An 18,668-nucleotide genomic window follows, 5' to 3' on the forward strand; every position below is an offset into this window, starting at 1 on the left:
GAACTTTCATCACCTAGTTGACGGACATGCCCGGCACACAAAAAAAGATAGTGAGTCTGAATTCCTCTCACTATCTTTTGCTTTTAAATGATAAACATCGCGACAATCGTTGTTACAATTAAACCAACAACAACAGGAATTAAATTTCTTCTTGCTAATTCAAAGGGGCTAACATTACAAATGGCTGCTGCAGGGATTAATGCCCAAGGAACGAGTGTACCACCACCAACCCAAATCGCTGCAATTTGACCAAGTGCTGTTAAAGTTGCGGTACCACTTTCAATTGCTGTTCCAAACAAATTCGCAATAGAACCTGCTAAAGTAATACCCGAAAAACCAGACCCATCAAGTCCTGTAATTGCTCCCACTCCTGTTAATGTGATCGCTGCAATTTCGCTTGTCAATGGTACTACAGAGGCTAATGCGATACCAAGATCATTGACAATACCTTGTGAATCAGTTGGTAAAAATTCTCCGATAATTGACGTAAATCCAGCATCACCCATATAGAAAAAGGCTGCAATAGGGATCACCGGCCCGAACACTTTAAATCCAAATTGAAATCCTTCAATAAGATGGCTAGTTGTTTTTTCTAAACCATCGTTTTTATAAGCAAACATTGACAATATTAATAAAATAAATATTGCTGTACCACCAACAATTGCCGTTGCGTCGCCTCCAGATAAATTAAAGACTGCCATTGCAACAACATCCAGGATAAATGCAACTGGAATTAATACGGCGAATATTTGTTTTTGTCTTAATGACAATAAATCTTCGGGTTTTTCTTCTACGTGTTCACCATCAAAGGTTCCAACCATTTCCATTGAACCACGCTTCATATCCCTTTTTAGTAAGAAAAATGCAACCAGCGTTGTAACGACACCCATAACAATAACTAGTGGAATACTTGCCATTACAACATCTGTAACGGGGATTCCTGCAGCATCAGCAGTTAATTTTGGTGCACCTTGAATGATAAAATCACTTGAAAGGGCAATTCCATGACCAAATAAGTTCATCGCCATCGCAACGCCTAATGCTGGAAGACCTGCACGTATTGCTACTGGAAGCATAACAGCACCTAATAGTGCTACTGCTGGGGATGGCCAGAAAAACCAGGAAATGACCATCATCAAAATCCCAATTGTCCAAAACGCTAGACCAGGTGTTTTAAAAATCTTTGTGAATGGGGTAACCATCACTTCATTAATCCCGGTCTTTTGCAAAACTTTACTCATCGCCACAATAATACAAATGATTAGTATTGTAGAAAGAAGTTCGGTTGTTGCAAATACAAAGCTTTTAAACACACCGCTGACCGAAGCCGTAAAATCAGCTGTTGCAACAATAGCAATAAGAAAAATACCTAACGTTGAAATAAGTGTTGTATCGCGACGCATTACCATAAAACCAATAATTAAGACGATAAAAAGTACGTAAATCCAATGAAGAGCAGTTAACTCGACTAGCATATTCTCCCCCCTAGGTGTTTTTCCTATAGAATATGAGGAGAAAAATAGTTGGTGATAGTGGCACAAATGCCTAATATTACAAATCCACGTAAATTAACTGACAATAATTTAATTTCCATATGTAGAGATTAATAGTAATAAATAGATTTAAATAATATGTTAATTTGGTATAATACTAAATATATAAAAGCTATTCAATATTAAGGAGTGAAAGTATTATAAGAAAGTTTTTAGCAATTCTCCTTCTTTTCTTCATAACCTCATGTAATACAAATGAACAAGAACATCAATACCCAAATTCAGAAATAGAAGTAGACAAAACGGATGAAGAGGAAATTGTACAGCAACCGAAGGAGCCTGAAATTTATACAGCATCCGTATCATCAATTGGTGATATATTAATTCATAACTCAGTTTATGAAGACGCACTCGTTGAAAAAGGTAAATTTGATTTCACAAAAATGTTTGAAAGAGTAAAACCTTATTTAGAAAGTGCTGATATTACGGTTGCTAATTCAGAAAGTATTATTGGTGGACAAGAACTCGGCTTATCAAGTTATCCTCAATTTAATAGTCCATATGAAGTAGCTGATGCATTAAAAGATGCAGGAATCGATGTAGTGACAATGGCAAATAATCATACATTAGATCGTGGAGAAGAAGCGATAATTAATGCAACCAACTATTGGAATAGCCTTGGTGTGACATATGTTGGTGCAGCAGCAAGTAAAGAAGATTCTGAAACGATTAAAACGATAACTGTTAATAATATAGTCTTTTCTTTTTTAGGGTACACCTATGGAACAAATGGATTAAAAACAGCTAAAGGAAAAGAATATTTAGTGAATTATATTGATGAAGAGAAATTGGAAGAGGATATTATAAAAGCAAAAAGTATGTCCGATGTTGTCATCGTAAATCTTCACTATGGAAATGAATATTCACGAATGTTTAATGATTATCAAGAACATATCGCACAATTAGCTTCTGATAGTGGAGCCCATATTATCTTTGCCCATCACCCTCATGTGTTACAACCAGCGAAATGGTATGATGGTATGAATGGTAATAAAACCTTTGTAGCCCATTCATTAGGTAACTTTATTTCAGCTCAAGATGAATTATATAGACAAATCGGTGCCATTTTACAACTTGATGTAACAAAAACAATTACCTACGATAAAAATGGAGCAGAAAACGTATTAATTGAAATAGGCAATCCTAAATCATTAATAACATATGTGAAATTTACAAATTGGAGAGATTACGAAATTATCCCAATGTACCAATTGACGGAGAATGACTTAACTAATTCCCAGTACATTTATCAAGAAATGCAAGAACATATGTCTCAGTTTGTTCCAGAATTAAAATTTGTTGAAGATATTACGTCCATGAATAACATTACGCCAAGCTTTTAACAGTTTGGTGTTTTTATTTTTTTCGTTTTTATTACATCCTATTCATTACAAAATGGTAATTGTAGTCATTCGTTAAGGCAAGTACCATTAATAATTTACTTCATTTGAAGCAAAATAAACTCAGAATCCACTTGGAGGCAAATGAATGAAACAACATGATAATGAACAATTTACTGTTGCAGGTACGAACATTGATGAAGTTAAGAAACTAAACGCCCAATCTGGTCTATCTTATAATGAGGTTTATGAATTATTAGCTAAAACGGGCGGCAAAGGTACATCCAAATTTAGTGATACGGACACCAATGAGATAAAAAGCAAATTACATCATCATTAAACAAAAACTCGGACTGCATCTCTCGTTTTTGAGATGCAGTTTTTTTAAACCAAAAAAGAAAGGAGAATTTTATGCCCATTCATTCGTATATATTACAGCATTTTGAGCAATTACCCGATGACAGAACAAATGGAATTCACTCCGAAAGTCCTCCAAATGAAAGAAGGCCGGATGTATTTCAAATCGAAGATCAGCAAATCGACTTCGCCTCACTTCATCTTCCAATAAGAATTTATACACCAAAGGACATGCCTCATTATTCATTGTTAGTTTTTCTAAATGGTGGAGAAATTATAAGCGGGGATTGGGAATCTTCAGACATCGCTTGCCGAATGCTTGCTTCCTTTTCTGGATATAAGGTAATTTCAATTGATTATAAGCCATTATTAAAAAAATCCGTAAGCTCTACTTTCGATGGATGTTACAATGCCATAAAATGGATTACTTCGAACGCACAGAAATTTGGAGGCAATCCGGACAATGTGTCCATTTGTGGTGATAGTATTGGAGCTACTTTGGCTACTTCAATCATTATCCAATCGATAAAAACAAATGATTTTATCCTTTCTAATCAATTACTATTTTATCCAATTATTGATTTTACTAATGAGGTTGAGAAAAGTGAATACCTTTCAAGAAAAATGTATAATGCAAAGTATGGTGTAGATATTTTAAAGCTCATGCAATTTGCGACTAATTTAATACCAATATCGTTACTGGAAACAGATAAAAAATGTTTAAGTAAAATGCCTGAAACACTTATTTTCACTGCTGAATATGATCCTTTTTGTGATGAGGGTGAATTGTACGCTGAGAAAATTGAAAAAGCAGGAGCAGTTATAAAACATATTCGCTTTGATGGAAATATACATGGCTTTATGCAATATTTTCCTGGTTCTCCCGATTACATGCGCGGATATGAATTATCAGCTGAATTTTTAATGAAAGAAGAAAAGGAAGTAATCCTATAAAATTGGGATTACTTCTTTCTTTTTGGAAATAGGAACTAATTCCTATTAAAAATAAGAACTTAAGGTGATACTTCTTTTATGAAGTTTGTTTAATATTAATAAGCACCTCAAGAAATATTAATAAACGAACGGAGCATCAATGAATGAAACATGATTTTATAAAATCAGTTTATGAAGATTTTAGTCAATTATCAGGTATATTAATGAGCGCAATTAATTCAGTAAAAGATATATTTTATATTTTAGAAGTAATAGAAGATGAATACATTTATCTATTTACAAATAATGCAGGAAAATCACATCTTATTGTTGAGGAAGATTTGGTAGGGAAGTCCATTTTTGATTTATTAACACCCGAAAAAGCACATTTTTTAGAAAGATATTATGAGAAATGCTATAAGAAAAATAAAATCGTAACCTTTAGTGATGAAGTAGAAATAGATAATCAACAAAGAATATACGAATCCGTTCTTACGCCTGTTCAATTTAAAGAACATTTTTTAATTGTCACCGTTGTTCGAGATGTGACCGATTACTCTAAAAAAATAACGGAGTTAAAGCATTCAAAGGACCTACTTGAGAAAAATGATCAAAGACTTTTATCTCTAGTGGAACAAAATGAAGACGGTATTTTTATGTTAGATACTGACGGATATTTTTTAGAGTCAAACGAAGCAACAACTAACATCATCGGGTATACACCTTTAGAACTGATAGGTAAAAACATTGTTCATTTTTTACCGAGGAATGAGATTTCGAATATAACCCAGCATCTAATATCTGCAATTGAATCAGAAAATGTAAAATTTGAGACAAAGATTTATCATAAAAACGGTGATGAATTGTCGATAGAGTTGAAATTTGTACCTATTTATATTAATGACAATGTAATTGGTGTTTATGGCATAGCAAAGGACATTTCAAAAGAAAAATTAATCCTTGAAAAACTAAAAAAAGCAAATAACCAACTTGAATCATTTATCAAATATAATTCCGACGCTATTATAATTATGAATCTTGAAAAGAAAATTGAAATCGTTAACCAAGCATTTACAAATATTTTTGATTATACAGATGAAGAGGTGCTGGAACAGGATAACCCAACAATCCCAGATTGGCTAAAAAAAGACTCAGATTCTTTATATGATGAAGCTTTTAAAGGGAATATTGTTAAAGACTTACATGTAAAAAGACAAAAGAAAAATGGGGAACTGTTAGATATAAGTATTACTCTTTCACCTATTTTTGATGAATTTGGGGAAGTAATTGCAATTACAAACATTCTTAGAGATATAACAGAAAGTAAGAAAAATGAAGTAGAAATCAACACAATTAAAAGTGAACTGGAATTAGTATGGGAGTATTCAACTGATGGTATTTTCATGATTGCACACGATGGGGAAATCATGAAAACTAATCCAGCATTCAACAACATGTTTTTATATGATCAATGCGAAAAGATAACATTATCGGATATTTATTTGAATAAACAAATCATGCAAACAAATGAATTTTTGCGTCACTTACGAGAAGAGAAGGCGTTTATTCAATTTGAAACATCTCGAAGACGTAAGGATGGTTCAACAATTCAAGTATTAGCAACATATAGACGTGTAAATAAAGGAAAAACATTAGCCATTGCAACTTATAAAGATATTACAAATGAAAAACAGCTAATTCATGAACTATCAAGAAATCAAATGAAGTACATGAAATTTCTAGATGCATCTCCAATACCTTTATTCATTATCGATGGAGAAATTATTACGTACTTAAATAAAGCTGCTCAACATTTAATAAAAGTGAAAAAACGAAGCTTTATCGTAGGGAAGCCCGTTAAAGAAATATTACATCCAAGTGAAAGAGAAAACGGGATTTTTCAGACTAGTAGTAAAAGCTTACCGTCCATTTATAAATTCATGAATTTAGAAGACGAAATCATCTATGCTGAAACAACTACAGCCACTATACGAGAAAAAGGGAAAAAATCCACAATTGTCATGTTAAGAGATGTCACAACAAAACTAAGGTCTGAACAAGCCTTAAGGGAAAGTGAAGAACGATTCCGTATTATTGCGGAAAATTCAAAAAGTATCGTAAAAATCATTACACCAAAGGGGAAAGTAACCTACTGTTCATCTTCCATTGAAGAAATACTAGGTATACCATTATGGATGGAAATGGGCAAATCAATCTATAGTAATATCCACGAAGATGATTTATTACTTTTAGAAGATGTATTAGAAAAAGTACGCAAGTTGAAAACACCGATTGATATCGAAATAAGACATTTGCACCGTGAGGGAAGCGCACTGTGGTTAGACTCACAATTTGTGCCTCTCTTTGATGAAAGTGGAGAAGTAGAAAAAATCATGGTCATTTCAGATGATATATCTGAATTAAAACAAAAGGAATCCAAATTAAAGAAAATGGCCTTTTATGACTATTTAACTGGTTTACCGAATCGAAGGCTTTTTGAACAGCAATTACAACAAGCTATGGTAACGAGTGATAAAACTGGTAAGCACACAACTCTATTTGTATTAGATGGTGATAAGTTTAAAAATATAAATGATACATTAGGTCACGATATTGGTGATAAAGTAATCATCGAATTTGCCAATCGTTTACAATACTCATTAAGAAGTAAAGATACAATTTCAAGAATTGGTGGAGATGAATTTACCGTAGTCATTCCCGAAATCAATGATTTAGAGGAAGTGAAAATTATTGCTGAACGTATTTTAAAAAATATAGCTGAGACAATGTACATTAATGGAAATGAAATAAATATTACAGCAAGCATCGGTATAGCTTGTTATCCCTCTGATACAAAGGATATTGACCAATTGTTTAAAATTGCAGATAACAATTTATACCGTTCTAAAGACTTGGGTGGCAATACTTACACGATGGTCTAACAAAAAACTACTGATTATTCCTATACTTGGGATATCAGTAGTTTTTTTATATTTCAAATAAATAGGACTCACTTCCTACTTAAATAAGAACGGGGGGTGATACACTTCCATCCACAAACTCATTACACTAAAACTAGAATTTTATCAGACTGTTTAATACAACTTGTTTTAAATAAATAGCTTAAGGACTCATATAGGGGGGATATATATGTCTTTACCATTCTTTCATAGAAATAAAAAAAATCATAAACTTGAACGAGAACTACGTAATGCTTTTAAAAATAATGAATTACAAGTATATCTTCAACCACGTGTCGATACTAGTACAAAAAAATTGATAAGTGCAGAGGCGCTTCTTCGATGGGAACATCCGGTTTGGGGATTTGTTTCGCCAAATGAATTTATACCAATTGCAGAGGATATTGGCTTAATAAATGACCTTGGTGACTGGGTATTAGAAAGGGTGTGTAAGTATTTAGCAGATTGGGAAAGAATGCAGCTCCGTACTCTTCCCATTTCTGTAAATATTGTTGCTCAACGTTTCTTACGAAGGGACTGTTTTCTTACTGTCACCAGTATTTTAAAGCAATATAATGTGGATCCTAAATATATCGAACTTGAAATAACGGAATCTTCTTTAATAAATTATGAAAAAACAGTTGTAAATACATTAAATCAATTATATGAACTTGGTATAAAAGTAGCCCTGGATGATTTCGGAACAGGTTATTCCTCCTTATCACATATAAAAGATTTTCCTATAAATACGATTAAAATTGATCGCTCCTTTATACAACAAATCAATTATAAAAAAGATGTTGAAGTAATTATTAAATCCTTAATATTCATGGCAAAAGAATTAGATTTGAATATCGTTGCTGAAGGGGTAGAAACTTTGGAGCAATATGATTTTTTACGTAAACTTGAATGTAAAGAAATTCAAGGCTATTTATTTAGCAAGCCCATTTCAGAAGAAGAGTTTCAAAAATTATTAAACAAATCGAAATTGGAACCAAATATACATTTTAGTCTTACGTAAGTAGAAGAGGTTAATCCCACTCCAGGGGATGCAATCCAATAGAAAGAGCCGAAAGATAACAGATTAACTTAAATATTATAATTTTAACTATTATATTAAGTTATATATTTTAATATACAAATATTATAATATTCACATTACTAAAGTCCCGTATTTTGTCGAATTCTTTTTTAGAGTATTATGATATCCTACTCCCTTACTCTCCATAGTTATGTTATTCTTAAAGTACTACTTTTAGATAAACTTATGGATGGAGTTTTGCTATATGAATAATGAAAAAATTAATATTCTACTAGTCGATGATCATCCAGAGAATTTACTTACTTTAGAAGCAATTCTTGAAAACGAAGAATACAATCTTATTAAGGCAAATTCAGGGGACGAGGCTTTAAAATATTTATTAAAAAATAATGTTGCTCTTATTTTATTAGATGTTCAAATGCCTGGTATTGATGGGTTTACGACAGCTAAAATTATTAAAGCGCGTGAAAAAACGAAGCATGTTCCTATTTTATTTATTACAGCAAATTATTTAGATGCAGAACATGTTTTTATGGGCTATTCTGTCGGTGCAATCGATTATATTCTGAAGCCTTTTGATCCTATGATTCTAGCTTCAAAGGTAGAGAGATTTGTAGAAATTCATAAACTTAAGCAACAACTTGAACACCAATCAGAAACTTTATTACAAAAAAATAAAGTCATTGAACATATGGCTTATTACGATTCATTAACCGAGTTACCCAATCGAAGAAAATTTTATGATACTTTAGTAAATCAATTTTCAGATGCGAAAACTGGTCTTCAGCCTTTTGGTGTAATGTTGTTAAATTTAGACCGATTTAAACAGATCAATGATACGTTAGGTCATATGATTGCTGATAATTTACTTCTCGAAGTATCAAAAAGAATATCCACTTCCGTTAGACAACATGACTTTGTTGCTCGTGTGGGTGGTGATGAATTTTATTTTATATTACCCGATACGAATCGCGAAATTTCAGTCGAAGTTGCTGAAGAAATCCTAGATTCCTTTAAAGCACCTTTTATAATCGGACAATATGAATTTTATGTATCAGCAAGTATTGGGTTAGCTGTTTTTCCCTTTGACGGAGAAGATTCTACTACATTAATCAAAAAAGCTGATGCTGCCCTATACCGCGCAAAAGAACAAGGGCAAAATAAATATAATGTTTACCATTCTGGAATGAACATTCATTCTTATCGATCATTTCTTATCCAAAATGATTTAAGAAAAGCTATCGAGCGAGACGAATTTTATTTAGTATATCAACCAAGGGTGAATTTGCTGACTGGAGATGTTACAAGTGCTGAAGCTTTAATCAGATGGAACCATCCTGTTTGGGGTGCGATAAAACCCGAAGAATTTATACCCATTGCAGAAGAAACAGGATTAATCATCGATATTGATCAATGGGTTTTCGAAAATGTTTGTAAGCAAATAAATCAATGGAAAGAAAATGAATTATCTCTTCAGAATATCAGAATCGCGATAAACTTATCTGCTCAGCATTTTATAGAAAAAGATTTCCTTGCAAACTTTATCAATATTTTTAATAAATACAAGATTGACTCAAACAACATTGAGTTTGAAATCACTGAGCTTGTAATCTTAAGAAATGAAGAAGCAGTCCAACAAACACTTCAGTCGATAAAAGAACTAGGAATTAAACTAAGTCTTGATGACTTTGGGACTGGCTATTCCTCATTGACCTACTTAAGAAATTTCCCATTTGACTCTATCAAAATCGATAAATCATTTATCGATGATTTACCAATTAACCTCAATAATAGTAAAGAAATTATCGAATCCGTTATTTTTCTAGCAAATAAAATTAATATGAGTGTAATTGCTGAAGGCGTCGAAACAATTCAACAGCTAGATCATTTAAAAACGATTGGTTGTGAAGAAGTTCAAGGATATATTTTTAGCCCACCTGTTCAATCTGATCAATTTATTCAATATGTAAAAAGTAACGAACGACAAGTTATAACTAATCGTTTAAATGAATCTTCCGTTATAGTAATGTTTGAAAGTACTGAAAGAATTACAAAAAAAGAAGATCAATTGAATAGTGATGTCATTCAATTAGCTATTCAACAATTAAAAAATAGTTATTCGTTATCTAATAGAGAACAGGATGTCTTCCGATTAATTGTTGAAGGATTAAGTAATAAAGAGATTTCAGAACGGTTATTTATAAGTGAACATACAGTTAAAAATCACATTACAAATATTCTTCATAAATTTGGCGTATCAGACAGAGTACAAGTTATATCAAAAGTATATGAAGCTTGTATAAAAGTTGAAAAAATATAGACATTTTCATATAAAAATTGAGGTGTGTAGCACTTGAAGATAAAATCACAACTACTAATGGGATTATGCTTTATCCCGTTAGTATTAATTTTTCTAGTAGTATCGAGCGTTTCACAGCATAACCATTTAAATACTGTAAGCAATGAGGTTGAATCAAAATTTAATAAATCCGTTCTCGCAAGTCAAATCAGAGCAGATGTAAAAGATGCAGGCATACATCTTCGGAACATGGTAATGTCTAACAACGAAGAAACTGTAAATTATGAAATGCAACAAACACAAATCGAATTGGAAAATATCGAACAGAATATTAGGGAATTAGAATTAGCAGCGTCATCCGAACAGGAGCTCGAAATGATCGATTCATTAAAAGCGGTTAATGCTGATTTCAAAATTTATTCAGAGGAAGTTATCTCTTTCATTCAAGAAGGAAACAAAGATGAAGCGATTTTATCAATAGAAGAAAATTCAAATGATACACAAACTAGATTTTCTGAAACGATTGCTGAAATTACTGCGGCATTAGATTCAAACTTAAGCACATCGATGATGGATTCCATCCGTTCATTTGAAAATGGTCTTTTGTACACTTCCATCCTAATTGGAGTTGGTATCCTTATTATTATCATACCAATTGGCAATACAATTATTAAAGCTGGTAGAAGAATCGGTATGATTTCACAATTGATGAGTGATATTGCTAATGGAAAAAAAGAGTTAGATACACCTGTTCCAGTGTTGAAAAATGATGAAATTGACCAGGTTGCGATTTCTTTTAATAAAATGACGTCAACATTAGTGGAACAAATTACAAAAGAACAAGATATGACATGGACGAAAACAAATATTACTGATATTACTACTAGTATTAGTGGTGCATATGAAATTGAAGCGTTAGGTCAAACGCTACTTTCAAAATTAGTTCCATTAGTTGAATCAAGTCATGCTGTGTTTTATGTAAAAGATATTAATGATCCTGATCAGAATTACAAGCTCATTTCAACTTATGCATATAAAGAAAGAAAGCATATATTGTCAACTATTAAACCAGGGGAAGGAATCATTGGACAAGCTATATTTGAAAAAACTCCAATAATCTTAACTAATGTACCTAGAGATTATATTCAAATATCTTCGGGCCTAGGTGAAGCAGCCCCGACAAATATTTATGTTATCCCAATTGTATTTGAAAATGAGGTAAAGGCTATAATTGAACTTGCTTCCTTTAATACATTTACAGAAGTACAACAAAACTTCCTTGAAGAACTGATGAAAAATATAGGCATAGTTTTAGATAGTGTTATAAGTAGGATTCAACTAGCGAAATTGCTTGAAGAGTCTCAAATGCTCATGGAAGAAGTTCAAGCTCAATCTGAAGAGCTTCAAAATCAACAAGAAGAGTTAAAAGCAACAAACGAAGAGTTAGAGGCACAAACGCTTGCACTTCGTAAATCTGAAGAACAATTACAAAGACAACAAGAGGAATTAGAAGAGACAAATACAGAATTAGAAGAGAAAGCGAATCGACTTGAAGAGCAAAATATTAAATTTGAAGAAACAAATCGATTAGTTGAAAATGCAAGAGCCGAGCTCGAAGTAAAAGCAGAGCAGCTGGCCTTAAGTTCAAAATATAAATCCGAATTCCTCGCAAACATGTCTCATGAATTACGAACACCTTTAAATAGTTTAATCATATTATCAAAGCTTTTAGCTGATAATCCAAATGGTAATCTTTCTGAAAAACAAATAGAATACTCAAAAACAATTTATTCTTCTGGAAATGATTTACTCAAGTTAATTAACAATATTTTAGACCTAGCAAAAATTGAATCTGGAAAAACTGAAATATTACCTTATGAAGTAAAGATTGTAAGTATTGTTGAATTCGTTGAAAGTAATTTCAAGCCGATAGCAGAAACTAAAAACTTAAAATTCAATGTAGTCGTAGATGAAAATACGCCAAATACCATATTTAATGATGGTGATCGTATTCAACAGGTTCTAAATAATCTACTATCTAATGCTTTTAAATTCACAACACAAGGGGAAGTTCTATTAGCTATCTCGTATAAAAACTATAACGATAAAAAGGCTTTTGCATTTACCGTTTTGGATACGGGTATAGGAATTGCTAAAGATAAACAACAAATTATTTTTGAAGCATTCCAACAAGAAGATGGTACAACGAGTAGAAAATTTGGTGGTACAGGATTAGGTTTATCTATTTCAAGAGAGCTCGCATCTTTATTAGGTGGCGAAATCATCGTAGAAAGTGAAGAAGATAAGGGAAGTAAGTTTACTTTCTATGTTGGTAATTACGAAAGTGTAATTAAAAATGAAGATGAGGTTTATAATGAAGCAGCGGTAACTATGTTAGAAGAAAGTCCGAAAAAACAAGACGTGGAACCAAAGGCTAAGTCAAATAAGAGAAATAAACTAGAATTAACTCACATGCAAAAAAATAAAGACCATCAACAAATAAAAAGACTTTTAATTGTCGATGATGATCAAAACCAACGAAATAGTTTAATGGAACTAATCGGTGAAATGGACTTCGTTATAAAGGCAGTACCATCTGGAGCAAAAGCAATTGAACTTCTAAAAGTGAATGATTTCGACTGTATTATTTTAGATTTAGGTTTATCAGACACAAGCGGATTTGAATTGCTTGATAAAATAAAAGAATTAGATGAATTTGACCAAATAAAAATATTTGTATATACAGGTAGAGATTTAACAAGCAAAGAAGAAATGCACTTAAGTAAATATACGCATACGATTATTATTAAAAATGAGTATTCACCAGAACGTCTTAAAGCTGAATTACAGTTCTATTTAAACGAATTGGAGCATTCGAATGAAACCGCTAATTCGCAAATTGAGCCATCTAATCTATATGAAATGCATCTTAAAGGCAAGAAAATATTGTTAGTAGATGATGATGTTCGAAATGTATTTTCTTTGACAAGTGTTTTAGAAACAACAGGCTGTGATGTTATTTTTGCTGAAAATGGTACAGATGGTATTAAAATGCTAGATGAAAATAATGATATCGACTTGGTGTTGATGGATATTATGATGCCAGAAATGGATGGATACGAAGCAATAAAAAGAATCAGAGAAAAATCAAAATTTAAGGATTTGCCAATTATTGCATTAACGGCAAAAGCGATGAAAGAGGATCGAGATAAATGCCTATCAATTGGAGCATCAGACTACATTGCTAAACCCGTTGAACCAGATCAACTCATTTCATTAATCAAAGTATGGCTATATTAATAGTAAAAGGATTGAAAAATTCAGATGATATTTAATGAATTTTTATCACATCACAAGCCTCATGAAGAATTAGAAGAACTTGAGATTAAATTATTACTAAACGGCGTATATGAATGGTGTGGATATGACTTTAGAGATTATGCCTATCCATCTTTAAGAAGACGTATATTGCATCGAGTATATTCTGAAAAATTATCAACCATTACAGAATTATTAAATAAATTATTACACGATAATGCATGTTTACATCGTTTAATTGATGATTTATCGATTAATGTAACGGAAATGTTTCGGGATCCATCATTTTGGAAGGAATTCCGTGAGAATGTCATCCCTTTTCTACAAACATTTCCTTCGATTCGTATATGGCATGCCGGTTGTGCAACAGGTGAAGAAGTATATTCAATGGCTATTCTCCTAAAAGAAGAAGGTCTTTATGAAAAAACAAAAATTTATGCAACTGATATCAACCAGGAAGTATTGCAAACTGCTAAAAGAGGTTATTACCCTCTTGAACATATGAAAAAATATACTCAAAATTATCTACAATCAGGTGGCAATAGGGCATTCTCAGATTATTATAAGGTAACGGATACAGGGGTTAAATTTAACTCTAATTTAATGAAAAATGTCGTGTTCGCTCAGCATAACCTAGTATCCGATCGATCCTTTAACGAATTCCAGGTCATATTATGTCGAAATGTGATGATATATTTTAATAAAACCTTACAAAAAAATGTACATCAGCTTTTTTACGAAAGTCTTTCTAAATTCGGATTCCTCGGTTTAGGAGATAAAGAAACAATGCATTTTACTGATTTTGATAAATATTATGAGCAAGTAAGCACAAAACAAAAATTATATCAAAAAACGACATAGGAAAACCTTTCAAAAGAGAACATTATCTCTTTTGAAAGGTTTTTTTCATCTAGAATTATCGTCTTAAAGTAAAAAATAGGCTGATGTTAAGGATGGGGAGTATAGATAAATCATTCCTAGTTAATTCTAATATCAAGATAGATTTGGGGTGATTGTCAATGTTTGATTTTTTTAAAAATAAGAAGAAAATACAACCTTCAATTATACAAAATAAAAGCTCTAAAGAAACACTTCCAACGAAATCAGCAACAGCTAACACAAGTGAAAATAAACCGACATCACCATCTAATAATCAATCAGTCGATACCCAAGTTAAAACAGGAATGTCTAAAGATGATTTCATAAAAACGATAAAAGAAAAGACAAATACACCATCAGATTTAATCATTAAATTCGTAACAACTAACATAACGATCGTTTATGTAGACTTTCTAATCGATAGCCAAACGTTAAATGGGCAAATTATTGCAGAGTTAAAAACGGCAACGGTACAGGATGCTAATGATATCAAGGATATTTTACCTATATCAGAAGTCAATGTTTTAGATAATATCGATGATTGTATAAATGAAATGTTAATTGGGGCAGCATTAATTCACCTTGATGGAACGAACGAAATTGTTGTTGCAAAAATCTCTTCATATCAAACAAGAGGATTATCTACTCCTGAAAATGAATCTCAAGTAATCGGTTCTCAAGTTGGTTTTAATGAAAGTTTAGCAACAAATGTTTCTTTGGTAAGAAGGTTTATAACAAATCCAAAACTTTGTAATGAAAAATATACATTAGGAAAAGAAACGCAGACATCTTTATCTATGCTCTACATAAAAGGAATTGCATCTGATGAGCAAGTAAATACTGTTCGACAAAGAATTACGGATTTAGAAATTGATGATTTAATTGATAGTGCAGTTTTAGCAGAACTAATCGATGATAGCTCGAAATCGATTTTTCCTCAAATACTATTGACAGAACGTCCAGATCGTTTCTGTGATGGGTTACTTAGAGGGAAAATTGGCATCGTAGTGAACGGAAGTTCTATGGCCATCATATGTCCCTACACATTCATTGAATTTTTTCAAAGTCGAGAGGATCAAAACTTACGATGGCCTATCGCAACTTTTTCTCGTTTACTAAGATTTTTCGCCATTATGCTTTCAATCTTTTTAACACCTATTTATATTGCTTCGTTAACATTTCATTATGAAATCATTCCACAGCCTCTATTAGTCCCATTGAGTGAATCCCGGGCAATTGTACCGTTTCCTCCAATCATTGAGGCCCTAATATTAGAAATTATTATTGAGTTACTTCGTGAAGCCGGAGCACGATTACCAACAAAAGTTGGACAAACAATAGGTATCGTTGGCGGTATTGTAATTGGGACAGCTGCCGTCCAAGCAGGTATTACTAGTAATATTTTAATCATTATCATTGCACTTTGCGCTTTAGCTTCTTTTACTACTCCAAATTATATGATGGGAAATGTAATTCGTATTTTAAGATTTCCAATTATGCTGTTAGCAGGTATGTGGGGCTTTTATGGTATCATGATTGCCTTTTGTTTTTTAGCAATTCACTTATTAAGATTAACAAGCTTGGGTGCGCCCTATATGTCACCATTCTACCCACTACGGGTGAAGGATTTGACAGATAGTTTAGTACGTTTCCCAATACCTTTTATCAATAAAAGAGCTATCAATAGTCAGGATCAATCAAATATGAAGAAAAACTAATAATAAATTAAAAGAGAAGGTGGTTGGTTTGAGTAAAACTATAGATGCAAAGCAAAATCAAACGATTAATGCTTTTCTTCTCTTTTATATTATTATTGCCTGTCAAGTTGGGGTGGGGATTCACGGGTTTCAAAGAGTAATCTATAAGGAAGCAAAGCAAGACGCATGGATTTCAGTTATTCTTATTTTTCTATTTGCACATCTTATAATCTTTGTCATGATAAAGACTTTAGAAATTTATCAAAATCTTGATCTTTATGAGATTCATCAACAAGTTTACGGAAAAATTATAGGGAATTTCTTCAACTTTATTTATTTACTATATTGTACATTTGCTTTCTTTACTGTATCAAAAAATTATATTGAAGTAATAAACACTTGGGTTTTTCCGTATTTAAATTCTTTTTTATTAACGATTTCATTATTACTCATTGTTATTTATGCATTTACAGGAGGCTTTCGAGTAATCGTTGGAATTTGCGTCATTAGTTTCTTTTTTATATGGTGGATTCCGCCGATACTATTTTTTCCACTCACTTATTCAAATATAAATTACCTATTGCCAATATTTGAAGACTTTACATCGATATTAAAAGGTTCTTACGCGATGTCATTTACAATTGTAGGATTCGAGATATTAAATATTGTTTATCCTTTTGTAAAGGATAATGAAAGAAAAAAGGTAAATAAATTCAGTCAACTCGCATTGTTAACCACTTTAGGGTTATATCTATTGCTTATGTTAGTCGCATTAACTTACTTTAGTGGCGAACAACTATCAAGAACTGTTTGGGCCACTTTAACCATGTTTAGTATCATTAAATTACCCTTTGTTGAGAGGGTGGAGATTATAACAATTTGTTTATGGTTAATCATTATTTTACCAAACCTTTGTTTATACATGTGGGCCGCTTATCGAGGCACCTTTCACATTTTTAAAGCTAATCCTAGATGGTTCTATGTTATTTTTTCAATTATTATTGTAATTTGTACTTCTCTCGTTAATACACGAACACAAATCAATCATATAAATAATATTTTCGGAAATATATCCTTTTATATCGTATTTATTTACCCATTAATTTTATTCATTTTCACATTGATAAGTAAAAAATTCCGTAAGCATCGGGTGAATCAAAAATGAAAAAAACATTATTTTATGCCATGTCCATTACACTACTTTTATTTACTGTTGGATGTGCAGAACAAAAAATTTTAGAGAGGATAAGTTTAGCAATATTAATCGGCTATGATTTGGAAAATGATAATGAGGTAACTGCAACTACTGCAATAAGAACAGTAAATCAGGATTATGAAAGTGTTGTATTAACAAAATCTGAAACGGCGGCAACAAGTAAAGGAACAAGGGTAAAAGTGAACCTCAATACTTCAAAACAAGTAATGGCTGGACAATTACGTGTTGTTCTTTTAAGTAAAGATCTTGCAGAGGCTGGATTGAATGATACACTTCATACAATCATGATGAATTCTGAAATGAGTAGTAGTGTGTATTTAGCTGTTGTTGATGGTGATGCAAAATCGTTAATTACTGCACCCTATGAAAATGTTTCCGATGTGGGACAACATGTTTTTAATTTACTTGACCATAATATAGAACAAGAATTAACAGTTTCATCTACTGGACATGAAGTGTTAAGAGATCATTACTCTTCCTTTAAAAATATGGTATTACCTTTGATAAAACTTGAAGGGAAAGACGAGATTCAAATTTCAGGTATCGCATTGTTTGATAATACAAAAATGGTTGGACAATTAAATGATGGCGATAATGTGTTTTACGTTCAAATGCTCCGCAAAAAATTTGAATATGGAACATTACAACTAGAAATACCAGGGGATGCCTTTGATGTTAAGAGTAATATACAAATTGCTATTGATTCCATTAAATCGAACCGTACAATCAAAGTTACAAACCCTGATACACCAGAATTTGATATTCAGTTAAAAGTGAAATGTAGATTATTAGAATTAAGTGAAGATCTTTCTATTGGAGACGCAATGGTATTAAAAAAAATAGAAGAAGAAATGAGTAAAAAAATGAAAAGCGAGCTAGAGCGTATTTTAAAATTTACACAAGATCTTAAGGCCGATATTTTTGGATTTGGCGAAATTTATCATGGTTCTGTAAGGGATCCTGAACTCGATGGAGAAAAATGGGCGGAACTTTTTCCAAAATCAAAAATGAATATAGATGTAGATGTACAAATCATAAGAAATGGTGTATTCGAATAATAAAGATGCAACGTTA

The 18,668-nt window shown here is 31.9% G+C and carries 12 protein-coding genes; 11 read left to right on the forward strand and 1 reads right to left on the reverse strand.

Annotated features, from left to right (window positions below):
* Nucleotides 1-83: 83 nt before the first annotated feature.
* Nucleotides 84-1,475, reverse strand: a complete 1,392-nt coding sequence (locus CD30_RS12765; RefSeq protein ID WP_036177625.1) for a membrane protein — start codon at nucleotides 1,473-1,475, stop codon at nucleotides 84-86.
* A 386-nt stretch (nucleotides 1,476-1,861) separates the two neighbouring features.
* On the opposite strand from CD30_RS12765, the gene CD30_RS12770 reads away from it, so the two are divergent.
* From CD30_RS12770 to CD30_RS12820, 11 genes are all read left to right on the forward strand, one after another.
* Entirely contained in the window at nucleotides 1,862-2,896 is a 1,035-nt protein-coding gene (locus CD30_RS12770; protein WP_268871091.1) for a CapA family protein, read from the forward strand.
* A 145-nt stretch (nucleotides 2,897-3,041) separates the two neighbouring features.
* Nucleotides 3,042-3,233 (forward strand): hypothetical protein, encoded by a 192-nt coding sequence (locus tag CD30_RS12775; RefSeq protein ID WP_036177627.1) that lies wholly within the window; start codon nucleotides 3,042-3,044, stop codon nucleotides 3,231-3,233.
* A 71-nt stretch (nucleotides 3,234-3,304) separates the two neighbouring features.
* Nucleotides 3,305-4,204, forward strand: coding sequence for an alpha/beta hydrolase (locus CD30_RS12780; RefSeq protein WP_036177629.1), 900 nt, complete (start codon nucleotides 3,305-3,307; stop codon nucleotides 4,202-4,204).
* A gap of 143 nt (nucleotides 4,205-4,347) precedes the next feature.
* Entirely contained in the window at nucleotides 4,348-7,125 is a 2,778-nt protein-coding gene (locus CD30_RS12785; protein ID WP_036177631.1) for a PAS domain S-box protein, read from the forward strand.
* Nucleotides 7,126-7,333: 208 nt separating this feature from the next.
* Entirely contained in the window at nucleotides 7,334-8,164 is an 831-nt protein-coding gene (locus CD30_RS12790; RefSeq protein WP_052126200.1) for a putative bifunctional diguanylate cyclase/phosphodiesterase, read from the forward strand.
* A gap of 265 nt (nucleotides 8,165-8,429) precedes the next feature.
* Nucleotides 8,430-10,505 carry an EAL domain-containing protein gene (locus tag CD30_RS12795; protein ID WP_036177633.1) on the forward strand — a complete coding sequence of 692 codons (2,076 nt, stop codon included), beginning with the start codon at nucleotides 8,430-8,432 and terminating at the stop codon, nucleotides 10,503-10,505.
* Between the two features lie 33 nt (nucleotides 10,506-10,538).
* Complete coding sequence (locus CD30_RS12800; protein ID WP_052126201.1) at nucleotides 10,539-13,784, forward strand: response regulator; 3,246 nt, start codon at nucleotides 10,539-10,541, stop codon at nucleotides 13,782-13,784.
* A gap of 24 nt (nucleotides 13,785-13,808) precedes the next feature.
* The gene (locus CD30_RS12805) at nucleotides 13,809-14,663 is read left to right on the forward strand and encodes a CheR family methyltransferase (protein ID WP_036177635.1); all 855 of its coding nucleotides are present in this window, start codon (nucleotides 13,809-13,811) and stop codon (nucleotides 14,661-14,663) included.
* A gap of 158 nt (nucleotides 14,664-14,821) precedes the next feature.
* Nucleotides 14,822-16,399 carry a spore germination protein gene (locus CD30_RS12810; RefSeq protein ID WP_052126202.1) on the forward strand — a complete coding sequence of 526 codons (1,578 nt, stop codon included), beginning with the start codon at nucleotides 14,822-14,824 and terminating at the stop codon, nucleotides 16,397-16,399.
* 19 nt (nucleotides 16,400-16,418) lie between these two features.
* Nucleotides 16,419-17,543, forward strand: coding sequence for a GerAB/ArcD/ProY family transporter (locus CD30_RS12815; protein WP_408056777.1), 1,125 nt, complete (start codon nucleotides 16,419-16,421; stop codon nucleotides 17,541-17,543).
* Nucleotides 17,540-18,652 carry a Ger(x)C family spore germination protein gene (locus tag CD30_RS12820; protein WP_036177637.1) on the forward strand — a complete coding sequence of 371 codons (1,113 nt, stop codon included), beginning with the start codon at nucleotides 17,540-17,542 and terminating at the stop codon, nucleotides 18,650-18,652. The genes CD30_RS12815 and CD30_RS12820 overlap by 4 nt, the downstream gene beginning before the upstream one ends.
* Nucleotides 18,653-18,668 lie beyond the last annotated feature (16 nt).

The sequence above is a fragment of the Ureibacillus massiliensis 4400831 = CIP 108448 = CCUG 49529 genome, assembly GCF_000772965.1.
GTDB lineage: Bacteria > Bacillota > Bacilli > Bacillales_A > Planococcaceae > Ureibacillus > Ureibacillus massiliensis.

Excerpts from the sequence above, each read along its gene's own strand:
- CD30_RS12765 (WP_036177625.1), bottom strand. The coding sequence starts at position 1,475 with ATGCTAGTCGAGTTAACTGCTCTTCATTGGATTTACGTACTTTTTATC.
- CD30_RS12775 (WP_036177627.1), top strand. The coding sequence starts at position 3,042 with ATGAAACAACATGATAATGAACAATTTACTGTTGCAGGTACGAACATT.
- CD30_RS12780 (WP_036177629.1), top strand. The coding sequence starts at position 3,305 with ATGCCCATTCATTCGTATATATTACAGCATTTTGAGCAATTACCCGAT.
- CD30_RS12785 (WP_036177631.1), top strand. The coding sequence starts at position 4,348 with ATGAAACATGATTTTATAAAATCAGTTTATGAAGATTTTAGTCAATTA.
- CD30_RS12790 (WP_052126200.1), top strand. The coding sequence starts at position 7,334 with ATGTCTTTACCATTCTTTCATAGAAATAAAAAAAATCATAAACTTGAA.
- CD30_RS12795 (WP_036177633.1), top strand. The coding sequence starts at position 8,430 with ATGAATAATGAAAAAATTAATATTCTACTAGTCGATGATCATCCAGAG.
- CD30_RS12805 (WP_036177635.1), top strand. The coding sequence starts at position 13,809 with ATGATATTTAATGAATTTTTATCACATCACAAGCCTCATGAAGAATTA.
- CD30_RS12810 (WP_052126202.1), top strand. The coding sequence starts at position 14,822 with ATGTTTGATTTTTTTAAAAATAAGAAGAAAATACAACCTTCAATTATA.
- CD30_RS12820 (WP_036177637.1), top strand. The coding sequence starts at position 17,540 with ATGAAAAAAACATTATTTTATGCCATGTCCATTACACTACTTTTATTT.